Here is a 24,824-nt window from a genome sequence, read left to right as displayed (position 1 = left end):
GGATGTAGCTCAGCTTGGTAGAGCACTTGGTTTGGGACCAAGGGGTCGCATGTTCAAATCGTGTCATCCCGACCAGTATTATGAAAAACCGTTGGTTAATTGCCAACGGTTTTTGTTATTTTATTTATAATTATACTGAATCCGTATAGTTTACCCCTTTCTTTGGCAACACTAGAAAAAAAGAAGGATGAAGGGGATTTAAGCTATGGCTGATGGAGATCGCATTGTTTCACGGTTTTCATTTCGCATGAGACAGTTGAAGAAGAAGTTAAAGCGATGGAGAAGGCCGATATGGGCATTAGGGGCGGTTCTGTTCATTGTTGGGTTATTAACAATAGGTGCAATGTTGAGTGAAAAAGTGAAACAGTGGAGTGAATTATCTGGTGAGTCTGTTTCGACACTCGCATCGCTTGCAGATACGAATATAAACAATACTAAAGGTGGCTCCAGCAATGCCTCTACGAGTGATTTACGCAAGGAGCAAGTAGCTCAGCTTTTTGGAACATCAAACAGCAAGCTCTCTGTAATCCATCGTAAACAGTATATATGTGGTACTGAAGATCAGTATCTGGGACAGCAGTCTCGTGACGAAGTTGTTCAACTGTTAGATAAGAACAGCTATTGGGAACCGACGATTGATCAGGAAAAGCAGGTTATTTTGATAGAGCGAATTGATGATTTGTCTGAGACATGTAAACGTTCGGCTCAAATGGGAATGGACATAGAAGGAAATTTGTCACTTTATGATGGTGCTCCAAGTGCAGAACGCGTCATCAGAACCTTTTTTCAAATTGATATCGAGTCCATGGAGAGCTCCTTACCTCCACAGGTGCTGCAGCAAATTAAAAATGGGATACGTATAAGTGATAGGGAAGAATACATTAGCGTTCTATCTACGTTTAGTGACTTCGCGGTAGAAGATACCAAGAAAGTAATGAAACCAACCGTATCGCCCTAACGTATTAAATAAATATGGTAGTATAAGTAGGACGCCGTAACCGACGTCCTTCTTTTTTTTGTGATGAAATTGGTTTCTCATGGATATTACGCAACAGTATTAACTAAATAAAGAAACGGATAATGCCTGAGAAGTTAACAAACGATAAAGAAAAGATGTCGGTTATGGATCACATATATAGAGAAAGGGTATGGTATGCCATGGAACTTTTACTCATGTTACTTATCATCTTGGTGTCCACCAAGCTGGCTGGCGATTTAACTGTACGTTTGGGGCAACCAAGTGTACTTGGTAAATTGCTTGTCGGTATTCTTATTGGTCCAGCCGTTCTTGGATGGGTTAATGATGGCCAACTTATTAAAGAAATGGCCGAAATCGGTGTTGTTTTGCTGATGTTTATCGCGGGACTGGAAACAGACCTAGAGCAGTTAAAACGCAACTGGAAATCAGCGTTTGCTGTAGCGATTGGCGGGATTATTTTGCCGTTTATTGGAGGTTATTTAGGAGCAATATCGTTTGGTATTGATTCCAACCAAGCATTGTTTATTGGCCTCTTGCTATGTGCAACATCGGTTAGTATTTCCGTACAAACGTTGAAGGACATGAATCAACTTAGCTCGCGTGAAGGGACAACCATATTAGGTGCTGCAGTGGTTGACGACGTGCTTGTAGTCATTATGCTTGCCTTTATGCTCAGCTTCTTGGGTGGAGGAACAGATACTTCCCTTGGTTTGATGATTGGTAAAAAGGTATTGTTCTTCGTAGGTGCTTTCGTACTTGGCGTGTTCGCAGTACCGAAAGTCATGAAGTGGCTGTCACCGCTTAAAGTGTCAGAAGCCGTCATTAGTGCTGCGCTTATTATTTGCTTCTTCTTCTCATATATGGCAGATTTCTTGGGAGTAGCTAGCATTATCGGAGCGTTTGCAGCTGGTATTGCAATTTCTCAAACGAAATTCAAGCATGAAGTTGAGCATCGCTTAGAGCCAATTGCATATGCGATTTTCGTTCCAATATTCTTTGTAAGCGTAGGGTTGAATGTAACATTTGAAGGTCTAGGCGAGCATATGTGGTTCATTATTGTCTTTACGATTATTGCAATTCTAACGAAGTTGATCGGCTGCGGCCTTGGTGCTCGAATGACTGGATTTGATCGTAAAGGTTCCATTGGAATCGGTGCTGGTATGATTTCTCGTGGAGAAGTAGCCCTTATTATTGCAACGACAGGGCTAGCAGGCAACTTGTTTGATATTCAGTATTTCACACCAATCGTCATTGTTGTTATTTTGACAACGTTGGTGACTCCACCGTTCTTGAAGATAGCGTTTAAGGACAAGCCATCTAATCACAAAGATGTGGTTGAAGTTTCCTAGTTCTTACTCTAATTTTATCTTCGGTTTCAGCAATAATTTCATAACGACTTAAGGTGCATTCTCTCCCTTACGATCTGTGTTATAATAGGTTGAACACATATGTTCGCTATATGATACAGATGTCGATAAGGGAGAGATTTTTTTGCGTATTCTAGGGATTGACCCCGGTATCGCCATCGTTGGATTCGGATTCATAGATAAGATCGGAAGCCGCTTAACACCGGTGCAATATGGCTCTATTCAGACAGAGTCGACAACAGCTCCTGAAGTACGGCTTCTTCAAGTATATGAAGCGACAGAGAAACTGCTGGATCAGTACAAACCGGATGCGATGGGTATTGAGAAGCTGTTTTTTAATCGCAATGTAACGACCGCATTTACAGTTGGGCAAGCTCGCGGGGTTATTATACTGGCAGCTGCCAAGCGAGGAATTCCAATTGCAGAATACACACCTATGCAGGTAAAGCAGGCTGTAGTTGGATATGGTGGAGCTGAGAAGAAGCAGGTTCAGGAGATGGTGCGGCTTCTACTCAAACTGAAGACAGTACCGAAGCCTGACGATGTGGCGGATGCCCTAGCGGTGGCTATTTGCCATGCTCACTCTAGCGGCCTCTATCAACAATTGAATGGAGCAGGATTGAAATGATAGATTATGTTCGCGGCCCAGTGGCCCATATGGAATCAGATTATGTAGTCATAGATGTGAACGGTATTGGATACCGTGTATTGTGTCCCAATCCCTATCTATTTGGGAAGACGGATGGTGAGGTAACGGTTTATACACATCATCATGTGCGTGAAGATGCCATGCTTCTATTCGGTTTCTCGTCGAGGGAAGAACAGCGTTTGTTCCGTAAGTTAATTGAGGTAAATGGAGTAGGCCCTAAAGTAGCACTGGGCATATTGGCGGGCAGTCGTCCTGAGGCACTTGTCATGGCTATTCAACAAGAAAATATAACTTTCTTGACGAAACTGCCAGGCATAGGGAAGAAGACGGCTCAACGCATTGTGCTTGACTTGAAGGACAAACTTAATCATATTGGTCTAGACTTCACATCTGAGCAAGGACTATTTGAGGATGCGCCAGTCATCTCTGGTGGAGATGTGCATCCATCATGGGGTGAGGCTCGTGAAGCATTGAAGGCTCTCGGCTATCGAGACGTAGAGCTTGATCGAGCATGGGAGCAGCTGAAGCATAAAATTCATGCGGACGAAGCTGTAGATTCATTAATGAAGAAAGCACTTAAGGAACTGTTAGTAGTGTAATAAAGATGGTTAATGGCAGGAGAGGCGGTACATGATGGACGATCGTATTATTTCGGCCAACTTTATGATGGAAGATCAAGCGGTTGAGCTTAGCCTTAGACCGCGATATTTAGCAGAATATATCGGACAGAGTCAGGTAAAGGAAAATCTCAAAATATATATCGAAGCAGCTAAAATGCGCAAGGAAGCTTTGGATCATGTATTGTTGTATGGACCCCCTGGACTTGGTAAGACGACGCTGTCGACGATTATTGCAAATGAGCTTGGTGTGAACATACGAACGACTTCAGGACCAGCTATTGAACGCCCAGGAGACTTGGCTGCTATTCTCACAAATTTGCAAGAAGGAGACGTACTCTTTATTGACGAAATTCATCGTCTGCATCGAACGGTTGAAGAGGTACTCTATCCCGCGATGGAAGATTACGCGCTTGATATTATTATAGGTAAAGGGCCAAGCGCACGTTCGGTTCGCTTGGATTTGCCGAAGTTTACGCTTATTGGAGCTACTACCCGCGCTGGTTTATTGTCAGCGCCATTGCGTGATCGGTTTGGTGTCGTCAGCCGACTAGAGTATTACACGACAGACGAGCTTAGCTTCATTATCTCAAGAGCCGCAGATATTCTTGGTGTTGAGATTATGGGTCAGGCTGCTCGTGAGCTTGCAGTCCGCTCTAGGGGAACACCGCGTATTGCGAATCGTTTGTTGAAGCGGGTGCGAGATTTCGCTCAGGTAAAAGGCGATGGCATGATCACGGAGTCGCTTGCTTGTGAGGCGCTAGAAATGATTCAGGTAGATCCAGTGGGCTTGGATCAGATTGATCATAAGATGCTGCGCTCTATGATTATGCAGTTCCGTGGTGGACCTGTTGGTCTGGATACGATCGCAGCAACGATTGGGGAAGAAAGTCAAACAATTGAAGATGTATACGAGCCTTACTTGCTTCAGATCGGATTTTTGCAGCGGACACCAAGAGGGCGTATAGCGACGCCACAGGCATATGCGCATCTTGGTATACCGATGCCTGACAATCGCTCTTGATCATATTTAAATAATAAGCTTAAAGTCATGGGAGACTTGGGGAAGGATGATTAGCTAGCATGAAAGTACGGAACAAGCTTGCACGTACTGCTGTAGCGGCAGTTGTTGCAAGTGCATTGCTATGGAATGGAGCAGCTGTCCCTTGGTTAGAAACAGGGGCTAGCTATGCAGCAGGAGCAAAGGCAACAGATAGAAACAAGGTGGCAGTTGAGCAACCTGTTCTAGATGATAAGAAGCAACAGGATGAAACCATTCGTGTAGCACTGTTTGCGAACTTGGGAAGCAAGTCTCCTGGCAGGACCGATGCTGTAACGTTAACAACAACGACTAACCTAACAGCATCTGTACGTGGCGCAGCATCAACAAGCAGCCTAAATACGTCCTCGGCAAAATTTGCATTGGATCAGTATCGGGTCAAAGTGATGGAGACAAAGGATCTCGGGGCAGCAGAACGTGCGCTGGCCAAAGTAAAGCAAAGCAACAAGGCCTATATGCTAGAGTTCAAAAGGCAAGGTGTTAACCATTACGCTGTATATGCTGGCGGGTATGCTTCTGAAGCAGAAGCTGCTAAAGCAACTGCTCGTTTGCAAGCGGATGCGGCCCTTAAGACATTGCTGCTAGGAAATGTCCCAAGTACAGTTGGTCCTAACTATGTACAAACCGGTACATACGCTACGTTTGAGCAAGCAGAAGCGGTACGGCAAAAGCTGCTGGATCAGCAATTTGACGCTTACGTAACGACGATCCAAAGTGCGGGCACACTGCATACCGCCGTCTGGGTACAAGCATCAACCGAAGCACAGCTAGGTAGCATAAAAGCAGAAATAGAGCAGAAGCTTTCTATAAAAGCAACTACTCCGCAAGCAAATGCTGATGCACTTATCCATGCAACTGAGCTAAATGGCAAACAATCGCTACAACGTTCCCACGTATACGGGGATGGCAAATGGATCATCAAGCCTGCAAACGAAGGCACAACCAAAGTTACAGAGCGTTACGGACGTACATACCGCGGGCTAATGGAAATTAGCAAGCATAAAAACGAACTTGCATTAGTAAATGAGCTGCCGTTAGAGCAATATCTTGTGTCGGTTGTCGGTGGCGAAGTATATCATACTTGGCCAGCTGAAGCTTTGAAGGCACAAGCTGTAGCAGCACGTACTTTTGCGCTCTATCAGAATGGCAAGTTCGAGATTGCTAACGTGGTAGATACAACATTAAGCCAAGCTTACTATGGCATTGATAAAGAAAAACCATCGATTCAAGCTGCAGTAGAAGCAACTGCAGGCGAAGTTCTCATGCAAAATGGCAAGCTGATTGAAGCGATCTTCAACTCCAATGCCGGCGGGATGACTGCGCATCCATCCGAAGTATGGGGAGGCAACTACGGATATTTCCATGCGGTAGAGAGTCCTGATCATGTTGCACAAAAGGGCCTGAAGTCATGGTATTACGTAGCAATGCCAAATGGTAAAGTTGGCTATGTAAGAGAAGATACGGTGAATAAGCTTCCACAGAAGGATTTAGGCAGCTTAGAAGTAGCAGTTGCTGTGGAGAATGGGACGAACGTTAGACCGAATCCAACGATTCAATCTAGTGTAAAGCCGGTTGCTACGATTAATAAAGGAACTCAACTTGTTATATTGGATACAGTTGCTGAATCCAACGAATATACTTGGGTACGGGGTCCGTATACGAGCGCTCAACTTACAGAGATGATTCGTAAAGTTTCTAAGGTTACTTGGAAAGGCACTTTAACGGAATTGGAAGTTGTGAAGCGCGGTCCATCTGGACGAGCGATAGAAGTTCACGCTAATGGCGTACCAATCGAAGTGAAATATCCCGATCAGTTCCGCACTGTATTCGGCGGGCTGCCGAGTACGCTCTTTGATATTGAAATGACAAGTGTATTTAAAGTAACAGGAGCTGACGGCAAAGCATCAACTGTCCACGGTATTAATGGCCAATATGCGGTGAGTGGAACAGGTGAAGGAGCTATGCCTTTATCTAAGAACACGATCGTATTGGATGGTGGCGGTAAAGCATCAGTTATTTCTGAAGAACCGTTGTTCTTCTTCCATGGAAAAGGTTTCGGCCATGGTGTCGGAATGTCTCAATGGGGTTCTAAAGGGCTTGCTGATAAAGGGTATGACTATGAGCAAATTCTGAAATACTACTACAATAATGTTGAGTTAGTGACACGATAGGACGGACAATTATGAATGTGGACTTATTTGATTTTCATTTGCCAGAACATTTAATCGCACAAACGCCGTTGCTTGATCGCACAGCTTCTAGGCTCCTAACATTGAATCGTAATGGCTGTGAGTTGGAGCATCATTCGTTCTCAGAGATTACACAGTATTTGAAGCCTGGTGATTTGCTTGTGCTTAATAACACGCGTGTTATCCCTGCCCGCTTATTTGGTGTAAAGCCTGATACGGGTGCTAAGGTTGAAGTGCTGCTTTTGAAGCAAGAGCAGGATAACTGCTGGGAAGCGCTTGTGAAGCCTGCGAAGCGAATGAAGCTGGGCGCGGTGGTTCAATTCGGTGATGAGTTGAAAGCTGTCGTCACAGAAGAGCGTGATATGGGAGCTCGTGTGCTGCGTTTTGAATATGAAGGCATTTTTCAAGAAATTTTAGATCGGTTAGGGGAAATGCCCCTTCCGCCATATATTAAAGAGCAGCTTTCAGATAGAGAGCGGTATCAAACGGTATATGCGAAGCATGAGGGCTCGGCAGCGGCACCAACAGCAGGACTTCATTTTACAACGGATTTGTTAAATGAGATCCAGAAGCAAGGTGTGAGAATCGCTTATGTTACGCTTCATGTAGGGCTTGGTACGTTCCGTCCGATGTCAGCGGAGCGCACAGAAGATCATGTTATGCATGCAGAGCATTATGAGCTCTCTGAAGAAACAGCTACGCTTATACGTGAAACGAAGCAGCAAGGTGGACGTGTTGTAGCTGTAGGTACGACATCAGCACGTACTTTGGAGACGGCTGCACAGCAACATTTGAATCAAGAGCTGCAGGCTTGCAGCGGATGGACAGATATTTTCATTTATCCAGGATATGAGTTTCAAATCGTTGATGCATTATTAACAAACTTCCATTTGCCTAAATCTACACTTGTCATGTTGGTAAGTGCGCTGGCGGGAAGAGAATGCATTCTAAAAGCTTATGAGGAAGCGGTTAAAGAGGAGTATCGATTCTTCAGCTTTGGCGATGCTATGTTCATTTATAAGTGAGTTTGAATCGTTGAAATTTGATAATAGTTAGGATGATCAAAGCTAATGGCAGCTGTTACTTATGAATTAATAAAAACATGTAAGCAAACTGGTGCGCGTCTTGGACGTGTTCATACGCCGCACGGGTCATTCGAGACACCGATATTTATGCCAGTAGGAACACTTGCGACGGTAAAAACAATGAGCCCAGAGGAATTAAAAGAGATGGAGGCGCGTATTATTTTAAGTAATACGTACCATCTGTGGTTGCGTCCGGGTCATGAGGTTATTCGTGAGGCAGGCGGTCTGCACAAGTTTATGAACTGGGATCGTGCGATTCTGACGGATAGCGGCGGCTTCCAAGTATTTAGTTTGAGTGATATGCGTAAAATTGAAGAAGAGGGAGTACACTTCCGTTCTCACTTAAACGGGGACAAGCTGTTCCTTTCACCAGAGAAAGCAATGGAGATTCAAAATGCTCTTGGGCCAGATATTATGATGGCATTCGATGAATGCGCTCCTTATCCAGCTGACCATGCTTATGTTAAGCATTCCTTGGAGCGTACGACTCGTTGGGCGGAACGTTGTTTTGAAAGTCATGCTCGACCTCACGATCAAGCTTTGTTTGCGATTGTGCAAGGTGGTATGTATGCGGACTTGCGTAAGCAAAGTGCGATGGATTTGACTTCGATGGATTTCCCGGGGTATGCTATTGGTGGACTGAGTGTTGGAGAGCCTAAGCACTTGATGTATGAAGCGCTTGATACGACAATGCCATTGCTGCCAACGAACAAGCCTCGCTATTTGATGGGTGTAGGTTCACCTGATGCGCTTATCGAAGGTGCGATGCGTGGAGTTGACATGTTTGACTGCGTATTGCCAACGCGTATTGCGCGTAATGGTACAACTATGACAAGCCAAGGAAGACTCGTTGTCCGTAATGCGAAGTATCAGCGTGACTTCGGACCGCTTGATCCGAATTGCAGTTGTTATACGTGTAAAAACTATTCAAGAGCGTATTTGCGCCACTTGATCAAGGCCGATGAAACATTTGGGCTTCGTTTGACGACTTATCACAACTTGCATTTCCTATTGAATATGATGGCTCAAGTAAGAGAAGCAATTCGCGAAGATCGACTAAGAGATTTCCGTGATGAGTTCTTTGAAAATTATGGCATGGCCAATAATGAGAGCGGCTTCTAATTAGTTGCATGGATGGTCCTGGTTGCTGATACAGCGATCAGGGTTCCTTACATAGATTTAAAATGAAAAGGGGATTTTATCATGAATGAACTTCTTTTAGCTGCAGCTCCTGCTGCTGGTGGTTCCATTTGGGGAATGGTGCTTTCATTCGGTGCGATGTTCGCGGTCTTTTATTTCTTGTTGATTCGTCCGCAACAGAAAAAGCAAAAAACGCGTAATTCGATGCTTAGCGCTTTGAAAAAAGGCGATAAAATTGTAACGATCGGTGGACTTCACGGCCATATCCTTGAAATCACTGACGATGTTGTTGTGATTCGCGTAAATGATGTTACGAAGATGACATTCGATCGCAATGCAATCAGCCACGTTATAGCTTCTACTGAAGAAGCTGCTAAAGCTTAGTAGATAAAGAAAAGAACCTTCTATTCCACTGCATAGTGGTTAGAAGGTTCTTTTTTATGATATCCATTCATTAAGAATCAGCCAAGGAGCGGCTAGTTTGCTGTTCTGCGCTAATCGTAGTCTTGGTTTGGAACGTGGAAATACCCGCAAGTTTCAATCCAATCCAGCTGCATACTGCCGCAAGCGCAATACCTGCAAACATATCCGATACCCAGTGGATACCGAGATAGAAAATGGAGAAAATAATAATAACTGCACTTGGACAAGCAATCCATATCCATCTGCGAATGCCTGATCGCCATGCTATCATTGCGACTGTGGCAGAGATGGAAGTATGAAGACTCGGGAAGCAATTATTGAGTCCCGAAAATGCCCGGTAGTTCTCTTCAAACGTTGGGAAAGAGTCCAGCATAAGAAAAGAGACACCTGAAGGAGCATAAGACCACACTTCATCTACAGGAACCCATAAGTAAAAGGGTATGGCAATAATATAATTAAATGTAATCGCATAACAGATAGCAACCGCGAACGAATTAAGTCCCTTAGCTGCATAGATTCCTATAGAAGCGATAATAATCGCTTGGAAAATAACTAAATAGAAAAAAGCAAATATAGGTGTAAGAGCAGGATGCTCAACCAACTGTTGCAGATGATAGACAAACTGGCCCTCTATTTGATGAATCAGTGGTGTGAAGTCCCAAGTAATAGACATCATTGCTTCTAGATCTAATTGATATTTATTAACGACAAGAAGAAACATAAATGAAACAAAGGCGATAAGAAATGGTCTTGAATGAATGATGAGTTTGACAAATGAACGAATGATGTAGACTGGCTGCTTGCCAGAACCAATCCAAGCAAGCAATAGAATAAATACAACGGACCAGATAGCGACCGTCTGCATCGATTCAAAAAGTACCATAGTATCCCCCTAATTCTAGTATGAAATAATGTATGAGCCTCCCATAGTATATCATACCGAGAATAGGAACACACCAAGAACAAAACCCATTACTTGGATTTACTGTCTTTGCTTACATTAACCCCGAATATTCCGCCAAGAGCTGATAAGCCAAAAGCCGCTGCTAATGCAATCCATTTGATAGCATCCCATTGCATATCCAATGCTAGAAAACCAATGACAAATACAAGCAAGGCGTATAGTATGCCTGTAACTCCTCCGTAATACCAGCCTTTCCTTCCACTGCGCTTCCCTGATGTCCAGCCACCGATTAGTAAAGCAAAGCCGTGTACAAAGTAGCTGTACTTGGTTAGATTGTCTTCTTGGGTTGAAGTAGCAACTAACAAAATAGAAAGGGCTAAAGCACCAATGGCGAGCCATAAAAAAGCATAGCCGATTCCAGCCAATAACGGGTGGCTTAACTTACCTGAGCTAAAGCGCTGCATTGCGTTCATATAAATCCTCCCTCTGACATTCTGTTTGTACCATCGTATGGGCAAGCTATAGGAAATAGTACAAAGATATAGCCATGACATCTTACGAATTCATGCTTACATAGAAAAGAGGAAAGTGAAGATGGAAGTTATGGAGCAAACTTGGCAAGTGACAGCAGCGGTAATCGTGTTTTTATTAACCTACTCTATTATCATCACAGAGAAAATGAATCGCGCTGTTATCGCATTGTTGGGTGCCGTTGTCATGTTGATTTTGCATATTGTACCGCCTCAGCTTGCCTTTACGAAGCATGTGGAATGGAACACCATATTTCTGCTTATCGGCATGATGATACTCGTAAGCATTGCCAACAAGAGTGGGATATTTCAATATGTAGCGGTAAAGGCAGCGCAGAAAGCACAAGGCAAACCGATACGTATTCTAATCATTATGTCCTCGCTCACAGCTCTAGGATCAGCCTTTTTGGACAATGTAACAACCGTTCTTTTAATGGTACCGATTACGTTCTCAATCACACGTATTTTGCAAATCAATCCAGTACCGTATCTTATTGCCGAGATTATTAGTGCTAATATCGGTGGCACGGCAACTATGATCGGAGATCCGCCCAACATTATGATTGGATCAGCCAATAAACATTTAACGTTTAACATGTTCTTGCAATATTTAGCGCCTGTCACATTTGTTATTATGATAGTCGTTCTGTTTGTACTTGTCCTTATTTACCGTAAGCAGCTACAAGTAGGGATGAAACAGAAGGAAGCGCTAATGGAACTATCTGCAGAGGACTATATTACTGACAAACGGCTAGTTGTGAAATCTGTAGCCGTACTTATAATGACCATTATCGGGTTTGCCTTTCATGCGGTTGTACATATTGAGCCATCTGTCATTGCTTTAGCTGGGGCAGCCATATTGCTAAGTACGCAAACCGAACGAGAAATTGAAGAAGCATTCAGTCATGTGGAGTGGGTGACGATATTTTTCTTTATTGGCTTATTTATTCTTGTTGGAGGTTTGGTGGAAGTCGGCATCATTGAACAACTTGCGAGGCTGACTTTGGATGTAACGAAAGGGGATATGTTGAACACAACGATGTTTGTGTTATGGGTATCGGGAATTGCTTCGGCAACGATTGATAATATCCCGTTTGTAGCTACGATGATACCTCTGATTCAAGATGTCGGTGTGCAAATGGGAGTGACTGACCCAAATGAAACGAATGTATTGTGGTGGGCGTTGGCATTAGGTGCTTGTCTAGGCGGGAACGGAACGGTGCTGGGTGCATCCGCAAACGTAATTGTAGCAGGTATGGCGAAGCGGGAGGGCAAAGGATTTAGTTACTGGGAATTTTTAAAAATAGGAGCGCCGATTACTTTGTTGTCTCTTCTAATTGCGACCGTATATTTGTTTCTGCTTGTCGGCTAGAACATGTGTGGAGTTGGATTGGTAAACTTCTCAAGAACTTGATTCGTATGTTAAGGGATGGCTACGGTGAGAATACCTGTTGTAGCAGCTCTCTCCATTCTGGATTCTGGACATCGGATTAAGGCTGTGAGGAGGTTATCGCAGTGGTATTTGGTACACTTATTTTCCGTACGATATTGATGTATTTTGCTGTTTTTAGTGTGATGCGATTAATGGGGAAGCGAGAAATTGGAAAGCTGTCTATTTTCGACTTAGTAATCTCGATTATGATTGCGGAGATTGCTGTATTTGGTATTGAGGATGCCCATAAACCGTTATGGGAGTGTTTAGTACCAATGGGTGTGCTTGTCCTGATCCAGATTGCATTAGCGATACTGGCAATGAAAAATAGACGGATACGCTGTTTCTTTGATGGGAATCCGAGCTTTATTATTAATCAAGGGCAGCTTAATCGCGAGGAAATGCGCAAACAGCGTTATAATTTGGACGATTTAATGCTTCAACTTCGAGAGCAGGGGATAGACAGTGTTCAGGACGTTCAGTTCGCTATTTTGGAGCCAACAGGCAAATTAACCGTGTTTCTAAGAGAACATGCTGGCAATAGCAGTGATGAACAAGTTGTAGCCTCCACGGAAGATGAGGAGAGCAGCGCTTATTCTGTTGCACAGGTAAGTACCAGCATGTCACAAAAAAATACGGATAATGAATGTAGTACTGAGCTTTCATTTAACACGAGTACAAGTAACACGCTGCATAAAAGAGATCAACCTGTGTTGGAGCATCCTGATCGTATTAAATTTACATCGCTTCCTTTACCGCTGATTATGGATGGTCGTGTTATGGATTCCAATTTAGAGAAGATCGAGAAGACACGATTCTGGTTAAAAAATCAAATCCAGCAAAAAGGTGCTCATGAATTTAAAGATGTATTTTTTTGCTCTATCGATCATCGGGGACGCATTTTTGTAGACAAAATGGATCCAAAACCTCCTCGTTAAAACATCGCATACAAGACCCGTCACACCGTTAGGTTAGGTGCGGCTAGATAGAAAGCGTCCGATAAGGGGGAGACGGGTTAAATCGTTTCGATCGATAAGTCTCATCATAATAAGGAGCGCAACATAGAGGCATAGCCCTACAAGGCATGCTGCACTTAAGCGAACAAAAACAGAGTTGGTTAATGGGAAATGCTGATATGTTGCTTGAATAGCACCAGCGATAATAATCATGGCGACGCCGACTTTTGCAAAGTCAATCCACGTAATTTTTATTTTAAACGTTCGGATCAGGCTCCACCCGTGAAGCAAGGTAACGATCAAAATATTAACATTAATGGCGATGACAGCACCTTGAATCCCAAGGTGGGGCATCGAAGCGAGTTGGATGATAAGCCCTAACTTCACGATCGCCCCTACAAATGTGTTCATTAATGCCATTCCAGGACGATCTAGTGCTTGTAATGCAGCTTGCAGCGGGGCTTGCAAGTATATAAAAATCGCAACTGGAGCCATCCATTGCAGCATGGGAGCTACTGAAATATCGTCATAGAGTACACTGCAAAGTGGCAATGCCAGTATATACATAACGACGGCAAAGGGAGCGCCGCTCACTAAAGCTAAGCGGATAGCTTGATGCATACGCATATGAATGGTGGCCATATCTTTTCGTCCGTAAGCCTCGGATAAAGAGGGTACTAATGAAACGGATAAAGAATAGGTTAATGCACCTGGCAGCAGCAAAATTGGAATGATCATCCCTTGTAAAGCGCCGTATTGGGCCGTAGCGACTGCCGTTACGATACCGGCAGCAGCAAGACTGCGAGCAATCGTAATGGATTCCAGCAAGTAGGATAAAGAGCCAATTAGCTTCCCCCCTGTTACAGGGAGGGCAATTCGTACTAAGCTCCGCCAAGCGGGGCGTTCTTGTTCTACGGGTTGTGAAGCGAGCACGTTGTTAGCCGTGGCGTCGATTGCTCCGTCCTTTTTCTTATGATGACGCCGCCACTGCAGCACCAGCACTAACAAGCCGCTCAGTTCGCCTACAACGACTCCAAGCATGGCACCAGCAGCAGCCCACTCTAAACCATATGGAAGCAGCAAATATGCACCACCAATAACAGTTACGATGCGAACGAGTGTTTCCGTTACTTGAGATGCCGCTGTCGGAATCATGTTCTGTTTTCCTTGAAAGTAGCCTCTCAGCACAGAAGCAACCGCAATGATAATAATATTTGGTGTCATAAAGAGGAATGTGTAATAGACACGATCATCTGTCAACACATGTGTTGTAATCCACGATGATAATGTCAAACTTGTGACAGTTAAGACGATAGCAACAGAGCTTGTCATCCATAAAGCCGCACGTACGATGCTGCGGACACGTTGTTGATTGCCTACTGAATCCGCTTCAGCTACGAGTTTTGCGACCGCAAGTGGAACACCGCCAGTTATAATGGTCAGCATAACGAGAAGAAATGGGTATCCAAGCTGATAAAGGCCAACCCCTTCTGCCCCAATAATACGAGGTAGTGTAATACGGGGGATGAAGCCTAATATTCGGTTTAATAAACCTGCTGCAAATAAGATAAGTGTTCCTTGTATAAAGGTTTGCTTTTTCATTTACGATCCCTCGCTTAAGGGCAGACTTGTACAACGTATTCTTTGTACTCATGTGTATGCAGTTGTCCGATTGGACATGTACAGGCTTTTTTGTTTCAATTAATGATGGCAAGCAGGAACATGACAGGCTTAGCGCGAATTTACAATGACAGTGGGGAACTGGAGAAGGAAAAGGAGAGGCTTTCGCTATGGATCAAGTTTTAGAAAGACGGATCAGCAGCATCTTAGATCAAGATATCGAGCTTCTCTGTCAGAGCAAAGCAGAAGAGTTTCATTTGCTAGGTTATGAGTATGTGACAGACAAGGAAGTTTGGGAATGTGTGAGTGCACGTTACAAGAAAGAAAAGGCGGAGCCGCCACTTCATCGTATCGTGAACGACATATTGTCGCTCAAAGCGACACAGTTTATGAACTATGTAACGATGGCTGCCTATAAAGGGTCTCCCTTTTAATAAGGAGAGGCTTTTTTTGCGGCGACTAAGGCGACTAATGAAAAATTGACTCGTTTTTTGACCGTCGATATAATAGAAATATTGAATATGAAAGGGGAATGGGGACGAAATGAAAAGGGTGATGACGTTCTTGTTCATCGTGGTCGTATCGCTTGGAGTTATTATTTGGACGAGCCCTACGATCCTCAACAAGATTCACCTTGGCCTAGATTTGAAAGGCGGCTTCGAAATTTTATATGAAGCTGAACCTCTTGAACCAGGTGGCAAGGTGACATCAGATGCGCTCGTACAGACCGCTAAAAGTTTGGAAAAACGTATCAATGCAACAGGAACAAGTGAGCCTGAGATAACGACGGAGGGTACAAACCGAATCCGTGTTAAACTGGCAGATGTTCAGGACGAAGAAACAGTGCGTAAGAAACTGAAAAGTCCAGCTGTTCTTACGTTCCGCAGCTCCGACGGATGTATGAGCCCGACTGACTACTGTAAAGTAGAACTGAAAGGTACGGACTTTGTTGAAGGTGGCGCTTCGGTCATTTCTGATGATTTGAGAAGACCAGTAGTCGCAATCAAACTAAAAGACGGACAAAAATTCGGAGAGATTACGACGAGGCTATCTAAATTAGCTAACCCTGATCCATCCCAGTCTCGTAATCGCTTAGCTATCTTTATGGATGAGAAAATGATTTCGGCACCAAACGTGGAATTCCCGATCACAGGTACTGAGGCTACCATTACAGGACAAGCAAGCCAGGAGGAAGCAAATGAGCTTAAAGATACGATCAACTTAGGCTCCTTACCGCTCAAGCTGACAGAGAAGTATACGCAGAGCGTATCAGCTTCCCTAGGTCAACTTTCACTGAATCAAACGATTCAAGCGGGCGTCATTGGTACCGTATTGGTATTGATCTTTATGTTAATTTACTACCGTTTGCCTGGTATTATTGCTAGCTTCTCCTTGATTCTATTTATTTGGCTCCATTTCGTCGTATTCTGGTTGTCTGATACGACGCTTACTTTGCCAGGTATCGCGGCGTTTATACTAGGTCTTGGTATGGCTGTGGATGCGAACATTATTACGTATGAGCGTATTAGGGAAGAAATGCGAGCAGGGAAATCCGTTTCTTCTGCAGTAAAAGCAGGTTCCAAGAGCTCGTTCCGTACTATTCTTGACGCTAACGTAACGACGATCATTGCTGGTGGTGTTATGTATGCTCTCGGCGAGAGCCAAGTTAAAGGCTTTGCGTTCATTATGATGCTTACAGTCGTTATTAGTATTTTCACGAATGTATTCCTCTCCCGCATATTCTTGCAGTTGCTTGTGAGAAGCAATAAACTCAACAAGCCGTCTTACTTTGGTGTGAAGGAGAGTGAAATCCGTGAACTTTAAGACTAGTTATAATTTCGATTTCATGAAGGTAAGTAAGTTCTTCTTCATTTTTTCGATCGTCATTACGCTTCTTGGTGTTGGAACATTAGCATTCCGCGGATTAAACTACGGGGTTGACTTTAGCTCTGGTACAAATATAGACATCACCTTGAAACAACCAGTTAGTAAGCAGCAAATGGAACAAGTTTTGGCTGGTTATAAACTCGAGAAGCCCCCTGCTATCACAGAGGGCAGCGAGCGTATGGCAATTCGATTCACAGAGGTTCTTACAGATACGGAAGAGGCTCAGTTGAAGAAAGATATTGAAAAACTTTCTCCTGGTTCTTCTATTGAAGTGAATATTGTCGATGTGGAAATTGCTCGTGAACTTCAGCGAAATGCGATTTACTCCGTATTGATTGCCTCCATCGGTATTATCATTTACGTAAGTATCCGCTTTGAATGGAGATTCGCGATCGCGGCTATCGTAGCTTTGCTGCATGATGCGTTTATGGTTATCAGTGTGTTCTCCATTTTCAATTTGGAGGTAAACCTTCCGTTTATTATTGCAGTTTTAACGATCATCGGTTTTTCTATCAATGATACAATCGTTATCTTTGACCGTATCAGGGAGAATCTACGTTTTGCGAAACTTCGTAACCGCAGCGATCTAGACAAACTGGTTAATTCAAGTGTTAACCAGACGCTCACAAGAACGATTAACACTATGCTTACTGTTCTAGTCACGGCAATATGTTTACTCATCTTTGGTAGTGAGTCGATCCGTATGTTCTCGCTTGCAATCGTAATCGGTTTGGCATTCGGTGCATACTCTTCGATCTTTATTGCCAGCCCGCTGTGGGTTGTGCTTCGCGAACGTGCAGGAGATAAAAAGCCTAACAATCGCAAGCCGCAAGAAGTATAATCAATATATGTGATAGTTTTGGTGCTTGATGCACACACTGAACACAGGTAGAACGCTGTGTCGATGTGTTCATTAAAGATTCCATCTGTAGCTGAGCCGCGTCTTCCTAGACGCGGCTCAGATGTGTTAATTGAGGGGCATGTTAGCTCTAAAGTTAATGTCAAATGAATGTTAAAGGAGAATGGTATGCTTCAATCACGAACTCGTTGGCGCTGTGCAGAAGTGTCAGAACAAAAAGCTGAACAATTAGCTGCAGAAGCAGGTATTTCTCCGCTTTTAGCCAAGCTGCTGATCGTTCGAGGCATCGAAGATGGAGACGGTGTCCACAGTTTCCTTTATGATAATTTAGAGGCTGTTCATGATCCTTACCTGTTAGCTGGAATGAAAGAAGCTGTAGAGCGTATTCATCGAGCTGTAGAACAGAAGGAGCATATTCGAATATATGGGGACTATGATGCGGACGGTGTTTCGAGTACGACGCTAATGGTTTTCGTCATGAGAGAATTAGGGGCTCATTTTGATTATTATATTCCTCATCGTGCGAAGGAAGGTTATGGTCTAAACAATGCTGCACTTGATTTAGCTAAAGAGCAAGGGGTCAGCTTAATTATAACGGTCGATACGGGTATCAGTGCTGTCGATCAGATAGCCTATGCGAAGCAGCTTGGCATGGATGTTGTTGTCACCGATCATCATGAACCGCCAGCTGTGTTGCCTGAAGCCTATACATTAGTAAACCCTAAGCTTCCAACCTGTCCGTATCCATTCAAAGGATTGGCGGGTGTCGGTGTTGCATTTAAGCTTGCTCATGCCTTATTGGGCAAAGTGCCAGAGCATTTGCTTGAGATTGCTGCCATTGGTACAGTCGCAGACTTAATGCCATTGGTAGGAGAAAATCGCGTAATCGTCCGTGAAGCATTACAACGAATGAAACGAACGATCTATCCAGGTATCCAAGCGTTGCTAGATATAGGCGGCGTAGATCGCAATCAGCTTGTGGCCACGAACATTGCGTTCTCGATGGCGCCGCGTATTAATGCCAGCGGACGTTTAGCGCATGCTGAATTGGCAGTTAAACTGCTTATTGCGGATGATTTGGCGGAAGCTAAAATATTGGCAGAAGAATTAGACAGTCTGAACAAGGAACGACAAAAGATTGTCGACTTAACCGTCAAAGAAGCTGAGAAACAAATGGCTGCAAAAATAGAAGCGAATGGCGGGGAAGTTCCTTCTGTCATTGTATTGGCTAACGAAGAGTGGAACGTCGGTGTTATTGGGATCGTAGCATCTAAACTGGTAGATCGTTATTATCGTCCAACATTTATTTTAGGGATTGATTCCGAAAAAGGGCTCTGTAAAGGTTCGGCCCGTTCCATTGATGGCTTTGATTTGTACGGAGCAATGACAGATTGTGCGGATCTATTTGAACATTATGGCGGGCATCACGCAGCTGCAGGAATGACGATAGCGTTTAATAGGCTCCAAGAGCTAGAAGAAAAGATGCAGGTCATTGCGGAAACGCAGTTAACACCTGAACATTTTGTACCTTGTACCGATGTTGATGCGGTATGTGCGCTGAAAGATGTACCGCTCAAGGTTATAGATGAACTAAGCCATTTAGAGCCATTTGGTATGGGAAATCCTCAGCCCCGAATCGTCATTCGCGATGCCTCCATACAAGATAAGCGAACGATGGGAAAAGAAGGCCAACATTTGAAGTTGATGTTATCGCAAGACCGTGCTACATTGGATGCGGTGGCTTTTCAGCGGGGAGAATTATCAGATATCATTTCACCACTTGCTCAAGTGGATGTTTTGGGTGAGTTGTCAGTTAATGAGTGGAACGGTTCACGTCGTCCGCAGTTAATGCTGAAAGATATTCGTATTAATCATGTCCAGCTCATTGACCTTCGAGGTACAAAGGAGCCTGTTGTGGCAGCGGTTGAGCTGGCGCGCAAGCTTGAGTCCTTAGGGCGAGGTCCTGTTGCATGGCTGACCACTCCTGAAGAGGCGACCGTGTATGCAGGTGAGACTTTTGTAAGATGGACTAGCATGGCAAATGGGCAACCTAATGATGATGTGAAAATACGAGATCTTATTATTAGCTCGATACCTGATCATCCATCGGTGTGGGAACAATGGGCAAATCGTTTCTCGCATGTAGAACGAATTCATGTTATATTGAATCGTCGGCCTATTGAGAAGGAAGTTAGACCACCTGCTCGTGAACGTATCATTCCTGCCTTTGCAGCATGCAAACAGTTAGGAACATGGTTGAATGATGAAGGTACACGAGTATCATTAGCTCGCAAGTCAGGACTATCTCCACGTGAGTGGGAATACTTGATGGATGTATTCGCAGAATTAGGATTCGTTACGTTTAGCGGGCATGCTGCTGGCGGCACTTACGAAATTGTGGAGAAGCCGCAGAAGGTGTCATTGGAATCCTCCGAGCATTACAAGCGATGGGATACGATAAGTCGCTGGGAGTCATTATGGAATGAAGCAGCCTCTGAGCAGTTGGCAGAACAGCTATTGTCACTTTGGGGCAGTAAAAAGTCTCAACAGGTGTCGACTGCGTGAAATAGATAGGGTTATATGAAATCCCTCTTCGATAGCTGAGGTTATTGCTATTATGGTTATGAACATTTGTTAATCAGCTTGCTGATTAATCGTCAAGGAGGAACTCTCGTGGATTTCAAAGAGTATATTCGTGTTATTCCGGACTTTCCAGAGCCGGGCATTCGCTTCAAAGACATTACAACATTGCTAAAAGACGGTGATGTATACCGCGAAGCGATCGATTCCATTCGAAAAATGGTAGAAGATAAAGAGATCGATTTGATCGCTGGTCCAGAAGCTCGCGGCTTCGTAATCGGTGCTCCGCTTGCTCTTATGATGGGTAAAGGCTTTGTGCCAATCCGTAAGAGCGGTAAGCTTCCTGGTAACACGGTTGAAGCGGAATATGGTAAAGAATATGGTAAAGACAAGCTTGCGATTCACCGCGATTCGATTCAACCAGGTCAAAAAGTATTGATTGCTGATGACCTATTGGCGACAGGTGGAACAATTGCAGCTACAATCGAAATGATTGAGCAATTGGGCGGAGTAGTTGTCGGTGCAGCATTCCTTATCGAGCTTGGCTATTTGGATGGCCGTGAGAAGCTTAAAGGTGTAGACGTTCATTCACTTGTTACTTATTAATCATAATCTAACGTTGGGCGTTGTCTTGCGTTAAATGAAGTGATAAACAAAAGAACCTTCCATCCACGAAGAAGTGGGTCGAAGGTTCTTTTCGATTAAGTAAAGATTAATGTGAAGCTGGTTCTTTGTCGTTCGAAAGTCCAAGCTTTTCAATGCTGATGAAAAATAGATTCAACACGATTGCGAGTATGGTTGCCAAGGCCATTCCTTTTAACTCGACAGCTCCAATTTTCAATTGTACATGGCTAATGCCGATGACAATTACGAGCGTTGTGAGCAGCATTTCTTTTGGATTGCCTAGGTTTACTTTGGATTCAATCAAAATTCGGAAGCCTGATGCGGCAATGATACCGAACAACAGCAATGATACACCACCCATAACAGCTGGAGGAATGTTAGCGATGATTGCTGATACTTTGCCGAAGAATGACATTACTATCGCAATAATAGCAGCGCCCCCGATAACATAGACAGAATACACACGTGTTAACGCCATTACACCGATATTTTCACCGTAAGTGGTATTTGGCGTTGAACCGAAAAATCCAGAAATGATGGTGGAGATACCGTTACCAAGTAAAGAACGATGAAGTCCTGGTTTCTTGGATAGGTCACTGCCTACAATGTTACTTGTAACCATAAGATGACCAACATGTTCCACGATGACGACAAGTGCCGCAGGCAATACGATAAGGATTGCTGTCAAATTGAATTCAGGGAGCGTGAACGTTGGCATTTTGAAAAAGGGTGCATTTGCAACACTATCCATATTTACTACGCCCATAAAGTAAGCAGCCACATAACCAGTGATAATTCCGATTAGGATTGGAATTATTTTAAGAAATCCGCGGAACATTACGCTTCCAATTACCGTAACACCTAAAGTGAGTAGAGCCAGTTGCACATTCTCAGGATTAATGATTCCGTCTTGGCCAGGAATAAAGTCAGCCATATCAGCCGCAACAGGAATAAGTTCTAGACCAATAACCGCTACGATAGCTCCCATGGCTGCGGGTGGGAATAATACATCCAGCCAGCGTGTGCCGATCCATTTTACAATTAGAGCGACAACAACGAATACAAGTCCGCATACGATAAAGGCACCAAGTGCTTGAGGGTAGTTCTCGGCTTTGCCAGCTAACACGACGGTTACTGGAGAAATAAAGGCAAAGCTGGAACCGAGATAAGCAGGAATGAGTCCTCTGCAAAGAATAAGGTAAAGCAATGTGCCAAGACCGTTCATAAGTAAAACGATGCCTGGATCAACTTTGAAAATGTTTGGAACGAGTACAGTCGATCCGAACATGGCGAACAAATGCTGCAAACTTAGCATAAGTCCTGGTAGTAATGGTGGTTTATCCAACACTTGGATTTCGCGTTGCAATGCCTATGCACTCCTTTAATATCGTTCATTGATAAATTCTAACTATATAATTTACATCGCAGTGGGAGTAGAAAGCAAGTATATTTTGCAAGTTCATGTCAAAAAATATAACACCTATTTTTATTTTTCCATATACTAACTCATGTTTCGACATCATTTGACAAAAAGGATGGTATTCAACTGTGGTTGACCATTGACGCGACTACGGTTCAAAGGCATAATTATAGGATAATCTGTAAACAGGGCTGGGTTAACCAAGTTACCCGGATAGAAAGGAATCGAGACGAGTCCTATGGGCATCGACCATTTAATTAATAAGGCTTCTGCCTACATGAAAGAACCGGATTTGAAACGAATTCGTGAAGCGTATGAATTTGCGGATCGGGCACATTACGGGCAGGTGCGTAAATCAGGAGAACCTTATATTTTACATCCGATAGCTGTAGCGGAAATTGTCGTAGGCATGCAGATGGACCCAACCTCTGTTGTGGCTGCACTGCTTCATGATGTCGTTGAGGATACGTCTGTATCGCTCGATGAAATCCGTGAACAATTTGGCGAAACTTGTGCGATGCTCGTTGATGGTCTGACAAAGTTGGAGCGGATCCAATTCCGTTCTAAGGAAGAGCAGCAAAATGAGAATTATCGCAAAATGTTCGTCGCGATGGCCAATGACATCCGAGTGATTGTAATCAAACTAGCAGACCGCCTTCATAATATGCGAACGTTGAAGTTCCAATCTGAAGAGAGTCAGCGACGTATTGCTTATGAGACCATGGAGATTTTTTGCCCAATTGCGCATCGTCTTGGTATTTCCGCGATCAAGTGGGAGATGGAGGACATTGCGCTTCGCTACTTGAATCCGCAGCAGTACTATCGTATTGCTAACTTAATGCATAAGAAGCGTGCTGAACGCGAGCAGTATATCGAAGATGTTATCGTGCGGATCAAAGAAAAGCTGAATGAGATGGGAATCGAAGCGGATCTTTCTGGACGACCGAAGCACATATATAGTGTGTATAAGAAAATGTCGATGAGGAACAAGCAGTTCAATGAAATTTATGATTTGCTTGCGATTCGAATTTTAGTTGACAATATTAAGGATTGCTACGCTACACTAGGCATTATCCATACACTATGGAAGCCTATGCCGGGCAGGTTTAAAGATTACATTGCTATGCCTAAGGCGAATATGTATCAATCTTTGCATACGACTGTAGTTGGCCCAACTGGGGAACCGACGGAAGTTCAAATACGAACATGGGACATGCATCGTACAGCTGAGTACGGTATCGCTGCTCACTGGGCTTACAAGGAAGGAAGTAAGGAAGGAAGCAACGCTCCACTTTCTGTAGGTGGCAGTTTTGAAGAAAAAATGACGTTCCTGCGTGAAATCCTTGATCTCCAGCAAGAGACGAAGGATGCAAGCGAGTTCGTAGAAACGTTAAAGATGGACTTCTTCTCTGATCTTGTATTCGTATTTACGCCTAAAGGCGAAGTGATTGAACTGCCTAGCGGTTCCGTTCCGCTTGATTTTGCTTACCGTATTCATACAGAGGTAGGTAATCGTACGATAGGTGCTAAGGTAAATGGCCGCATCGTTCCGCTTGACCATCAGCTGAAGACAGGCGATATCATTGAGATTTTGACGTCCAAACATTCCTATGGGCCAAGTGCGGATTGGATCAAGATCGCACAATCGTCTCATGCTCGGACGAAGATTAAGCAATGGTTCAAGAAAGAAAGACGGGAAGAGAATGTTCAAAAGGGCCGTGATCTAATTGAGCGCGAGTTGAAGCGAATGTCTTTGGATACTCAAGTGTGGATGGTCGAAGACAAGTTGCTTGAAGCGGCTAAAAAGTTTAACTTCAATGACACGGAAGATATGTTGTCTGCGGTTGGTTTTAGCGGATTGACGGCTGCGCAAGTGTGTACGAAGCTAACTGAGAAGCTGCGCAAGGAAGCAGAAGAAGCTGCCCAGATCGAATTGGGCAAAGACGTTAAAGAAGTAAAGCGGGAATCGGAACGGAAGCCTAGACCGACCAACGGTGTTCGTGTCAAAGGCGTTGACAATATGCTGATTCGCTTTGCACGATGTTGCAACCCTGTTCCTGGAGATGACATCGTCGGCTATGTTACACGTGGCCGTGGTGTATCGGTTCACCGAACAGACTGTCTAAACCTTCGCAAAGAAATGGAAGGGGAAGAAGCAGCTCGTATTATCGCAGTGGAATGGGAAGAATCCGTTGAAGCGAATTACAGTGTCGATATCGAGATTACGGGTATGGATCGTCGTGGTTTCTTGAACGAGGTGCTGCAAATTGTCTCAGAGAGCAAGACAAACATTGCAGCTGTATCGGGACGTTCAGATAAGAATAAGCTGGCTATGATTCATATGACGGTATTGATTCGCAACACGGAGCATTTGCAGTCCGTGGTAGAGAAGATTAAGCGTGTTAAAGACGTCTATACCGTGCAACGGATAATGAACTAGAGCGCGTATGTTACGATCAATCGATCGATTCGTTCATATGTGAAATAATACGGATAAATGTAA

Annotated in this window: 21 protein-coding genes; 17 read left to right on the top strand and 4 right to left on the bottom strand. The window is 43.9% G+C overall.

The window, feature by feature from the left end:
• Positions 1–205 precede the first annotated feature (205 nt).
• From NQ117_RS20045 to yajC, 9 genes are all read left to right on the top strand, one after another.
• Positions 206–958: a BofC C-terminal domain-containing protein gene (locus NQ117_RS20045; RefSeq protein WP_258279781.1), complete on the top strand. Its 753-nt coding sequence runs from the start codon at positions 206–208 to the stop codon at positions 956–958.
• Positions 959–1,158: 200 nt separating this feature from the next.
• Positions 1,159–2,328 (top strand): cation:proton antiporter, encoded by a 1,170-nt coding sequence (locus NQ117_RS20040; RefSeq protein ID WP_258279780.1) that lies wholly within the window; start codon positions 1,159–1,161, stop codon positions 2,326–2,328.
• 142 nt (positions 2,329–2,470) lie between these two features.
• Positions 2,471–2,974: a crossover junction endodeoxyribonuclease RuvC gene (ruvC, locus tag NQ117_RS20035; RefSeq protein WP_258279779.1), complete on the top strand. Its 504-nt coding sequence runs from the start codon at positions 2,471–2,473 to the stop codon at positions 2,972–2,974.
• Positions 2,971–3,594 carry a Holliday junction branch migration protein RuvA gene (ruvA, locus tag NQ117_RS20030; RefSeq protein ID WP_258279778.1) on the top strand — a complete coding sequence of 208 codons (624 nt, stop codon included), beginning with the start codon at positions 2,971–2,973 and terminating at the stop codon, positions 3,592–3,594. The genes ruvC and ruvA overlap by 4 nt, the downstream gene beginning before the upstream one ends.
• 34 nt (positions 3,595–3,628) lie before the next feature.
• Complete coding sequence (gene ruvB / locus NQ117_RS20025) at positions 3,629–4,636, top strand: Holliday junction branch migration DNA helicase RuvB (RefSeq protein ID WP_028596077.1); 1,008 nt, start codon at positions 3,629–3,631, stop codon at positions 4,634–4,636.
• A 59-nt stretch (positions 4,637–4,695) separates the two neighbouring features.
• Positions 4,696–6,843: a SpoIID/LytB domain-containing protein gene (locus NQ117_RS20020; protein ID WP_258279777.1), complete on the top strand. Its 2,148-nt coding sequence runs from the start codon at positions 4,696–4,698 to the stop codon at positions 6,841–6,843.
• An 11-nt stretch (positions 6,844–6,854) separates the two neighbouring features.
• Positions 6,855–7,886, top strand: coding sequence for a tRNA preQ1(34) S-adenosylmethionine ribosyltransferase-isomerase QueA (gene queA / locus NQ117_RS20015; protein WP_258279776.1), 1,032 nt, complete (start codon positions 6,855–6,857; stop codon positions 7,884–7,886).
• A 45-nt stretch (positions 7,887–7,931) separates the two neighbouring features.
• Positions 7,932–9,068: a tRNA guanosine(34) transglycosylase Tgt gene (tgt, locus tag NQ117_RS20010; RefSeq protein WP_258279775.1), complete on the top strand. Its 1,137-nt coding sequence runs from the start codon at positions 7,932–7,934 to the stop codon at positions 9,066–9,068.
• A gap of 81 nt (positions 9,069–9,149) precedes the next feature.
• The gene (yajC, locus tag NQ117_RS20005) at positions 9,150–9,470 is read left to right on the top strand and encodes a preprotein translocase subunit YajC (protein ID WP_258279774.1); all 321 of its coding nucleotides are present in this window, start codon (positions 9,150–9,152) and stop codon (positions 9,468–9,470) included.
• Between the two features lie 70 nt (positions 9,471–9,540).
• Here the strand turns inward: yajC and NQ117_RS20000 are convergent, their stop codons facing one another.
• Complete coding sequence (locus tag NQ117_RS20000) at positions 9,541–10,392, bottom strand: phosphatase PAP2 family protein (RefSeq protein WP_258279773.1); 852 nt, start codon at positions 10,390–10,392, stop codon at positions 9,541–9,543.
• An 89-nt stretch (positions 10,393–10,481) separates the two neighbouring features.
• Positions 10,482–10,886, bottom strand: coding sequence for a TIGR04086 family membrane protein (locus tag NQ117_RS19995; RefSeq protein ID WP_258279772.1), 405 nt, complete (start codon positions 10,884–10,886; stop codon positions 10,482–10,484).
• Between the two features lie 100 nt (positions 10,887–10,986).
• Here NQ117_RS19995 and NQ117_RS19990 point away from each other — a divergent pair, with 100 nt between their 5' ends.
• The gene (locus NQ117_RS19990; protein ID WP_258279797.1) at positions 10,987–12,315 is read left to right on the top strand and encodes an ArsB/NhaD family transporter; all 1,329 of its coding nucleotides are present in this window, start codon (positions 10,987–10,989) and stop codon (positions 12,313–12,315) included.
• Positions 12,316–12,458: 143 nt separating this feature from the next.
• On the top strand, positions 12,459–13,313 hold the full coding sequence (locus tag NQ117_RS19985) for a DUF421 domain-containing protein (protein ID WP_258279771.1): 855 nt from the start codon (positions 12,459–12,461) through the stop codon (positions 13,311–13,313).
• A 33-nt stretch (positions 13,314–13,346) separates the two neighbouring features.
• Here the strand turns inward: NQ117_RS19985 and spoVB are convergent, their stop codons facing one another.
• Complete coding sequence (gene spoVB, locus NQ117_RS19980) at positions 13,347–14,933, bottom strand: stage V sporulation protein B (protein WP_258279770.1); 1,587 nt, start codon at positions 14,931–14,933, stop codon at positions 13,347–13,349.
• A 188-nt stretch (positions 14,934–15,121) separates the two neighbouring features.
• Here spoVB and NQ117_RS19975 point away from each other — a divergent pair, with 188 nt between their 5' ends.
• From NQ117_RS19975 to NQ117_RS19955, 5 genes are all read left to right on the top strand, one after another.
• Positions 15,122–15,385, top strand: coding sequence for a post-transcriptional regulator (locus tag NQ117_RS19975; protein ID WP_258279769.1), 264 nt, complete (start codon positions 15,122–15,124; stop codon positions 15,383–15,385).
• 109 nt (positions 15,386–15,494) lie between these two features.
• Positions 15,495–16,775: a protein translocase subunit SecD gene (gene secD, locus NQ117_RS19970; RefSeq protein WP_258279768.1), complete on the top strand. Its 1,281-nt coding sequence runs from the start codon at positions 15,495–15,497 to the stop codon at positions 16,773–16,775.
• Positions 16,765–17,679 carry a protein translocase subunit SecF gene (gene secF / locus NQ117_RS19965; protein WP_258279767.1) on the top strand — a complete coding sequence of 305 codons (915 nt, stop codon included), beginning with the start codon at positions 16,765–16,767 and terminating at the stop codon, positions 17,677–17,679. Before secD ends, secF begins: the two co-directional genes overlap by 11 nt.
• Before the next feature lie 186 nt (positions 17,680–17,865).
• Positions 17,866–20,262 carry a single-stranded-DNA-specific exonuclease RecJ gene (gene recJ / locus NQ117_RS19960; protein ID WP_258279766.1) on the top strand — a complete coding sequence of 799 codons (2,397 nt, stop codon included), beginning with the start codon at positions 17,866–17,868 and terminating at the stop codon, positions 20,260–20,262.
• Between the two features lie 108 nt (positions 20,263–20,370).
• Complete coding sequence (locus NQ117_RS19955; RefSeq protein WP_258279765.1) at positions 20,371–20,883, top strand: adenine phosphoribosyltransferase; 513 nt, start codon at positions 20,371–20,373, stop codon at positions 20,881–20,883.
• Positions 20,884–20,989: 106 nt separating this feature from the next.
• On the opposite strand, the gene uraA is transcribed toward NQ117_RS19955, so the two are convergent.
• Positions 20,990–22,267 (bottom strand): uracil permease, encoded by a 1,278-nt coding sequence (gene uraA, locus NQ117_RS19950; protein WP_258279764.1) that lies wholly within the window; start codon positions 22,265–22,267, stop codon positions 20,990–20,992.
• A gap of 292 nt (positions 22,268–22,559) precedes the next feature.
• On the opposite strand from uraA, the gene NQ117_RS19945 reads away from it, so the two are divergent.
• Positions 22,560–24,761 carry a RelA/SpoT family protein gene (locus tag NQ117_RS19945; RefSeq protein WP_258279763.1) on the top strand — a complete coding sequence of 734 codons (2,202 nt, stop codon included), beginning with the start codon at positions 22,560–22,562 and terminating at the stop codon, positions 24,759–24,761.
• Positions 24,762–24,824 lie beyond the last annotated feature (63 nt).

It is taken from the genome of Paenibacillus sp. SC116, from assembly GCF_024733555.1.
Lineage (GTDB): Bacteria > Bacillota > Bacilli > Paenibacillales > Paenibacillaceae > Paenibacillus_B.
Note: the sequence above shows the minus strand (reverse complement) of the source record. Positions and strands in the feature narration are given on the sequence as shown.

Bases quoted from the DNA above. Each gene is read 5' to 3' on its own strand.
- NQ117_RS20040 (WP_258279780.1), top strand. From the start codon at position 1,159: ATGGAACTTTTACTCATGTTACTTATCATCTTGGTGTCCACCAAGCTG.
- NQ117_RS20045 (WP_258279781.1), top strand. From the start codon at position 206: ATGGCTGATGGAGATCGCATTGTTTCACGGTTTTCATTTCGCATGAGA.
- NQ117_RS19995 (WP_258279772.1), bottom strand. From the start codon at position 10,886: ATGAACGCAATGCAGCGCTTTAGCTCAGGTAAGTTAAGCCACCCGTTA.
- yajC (WP_258279774.1), top strand. From the start codon at position 9,150: ATGAATGAACTTCTTTTAGCTGCAGCTCCTGCTGCTGGTGGTTCCATT.
- ruvA (WP_258279778.1), top strand. From the start codon at position 2,971: ATGATAGATTATGTTCGCGGCCCAGTGGCCCATATGGAATCAGATTAT.
- queA (WP_258279776.1), top strand. From the start codon at position 6,855: ATGAATGTGGACTTATTTGATTTTCATTTGCCAGAACATTTAATCGCA.
- secD (WP_258279768.1), top strand. From the start codon at position 15,495: ATGAAAAGGGTGATGACGTTCTTGTTCATCGTGGTCGTATCGCTTGGA.
- tgt (WP_258279775.1), top strand. From the start codon at position 7,932: ATGGCAGCTGTTACTTATGAATTAATAAAAACATGTAAGCAAACTGGT.
- NQ117_RS20000 (WP_258279773.1), bottom strand. From the start codon at position 10,392: ATGGTACTTTTTGAATCGATGCAGACGGTCGCTATCTGGTCCGTTGTA.
- spoVB (WP_258279770.1), bottom strand. From the start codon at position 14,933: ATGAAAAAGCAAACCTTTATACAAGGAACACTTATCTTATTTGCAGCA.
- NQ117_RS19975 (WP_258279769.1), top strand. From the start codon at position 15,122: ATGGATCAAGTTTTAGAAAGACGGATCAGCAGCATCTTAGATCAAGAT.
- NQ117_RS19945 (WP_258279763.1), top strand. From the start codon at position 22,560: ATGGGCATCGACCATTTAATTAATAAGGCTTCTGCCTACATGAAAGAA.
- recJ (WP_258279766.1), top strand. From the start codon at position 17,866: ATGCTTCAATCACGAACTCGTTGGCGCTGTGCAGAAGTGTCAGAACAA.
- ruvB (WP_028596077.1), top strand. From the start codon at position 3,629: ATGGACGATCGTATTATTTCGGCCAACTTTATGATGGAAGATCAAGCG.
- NQ117_RS20020 (WP_258279777.1), top strand. From the start codon at position 4,696: ATGAAAGTACGGAACAAGCTTGCACGTACTGCTGTAGCGGCAGTTGTT.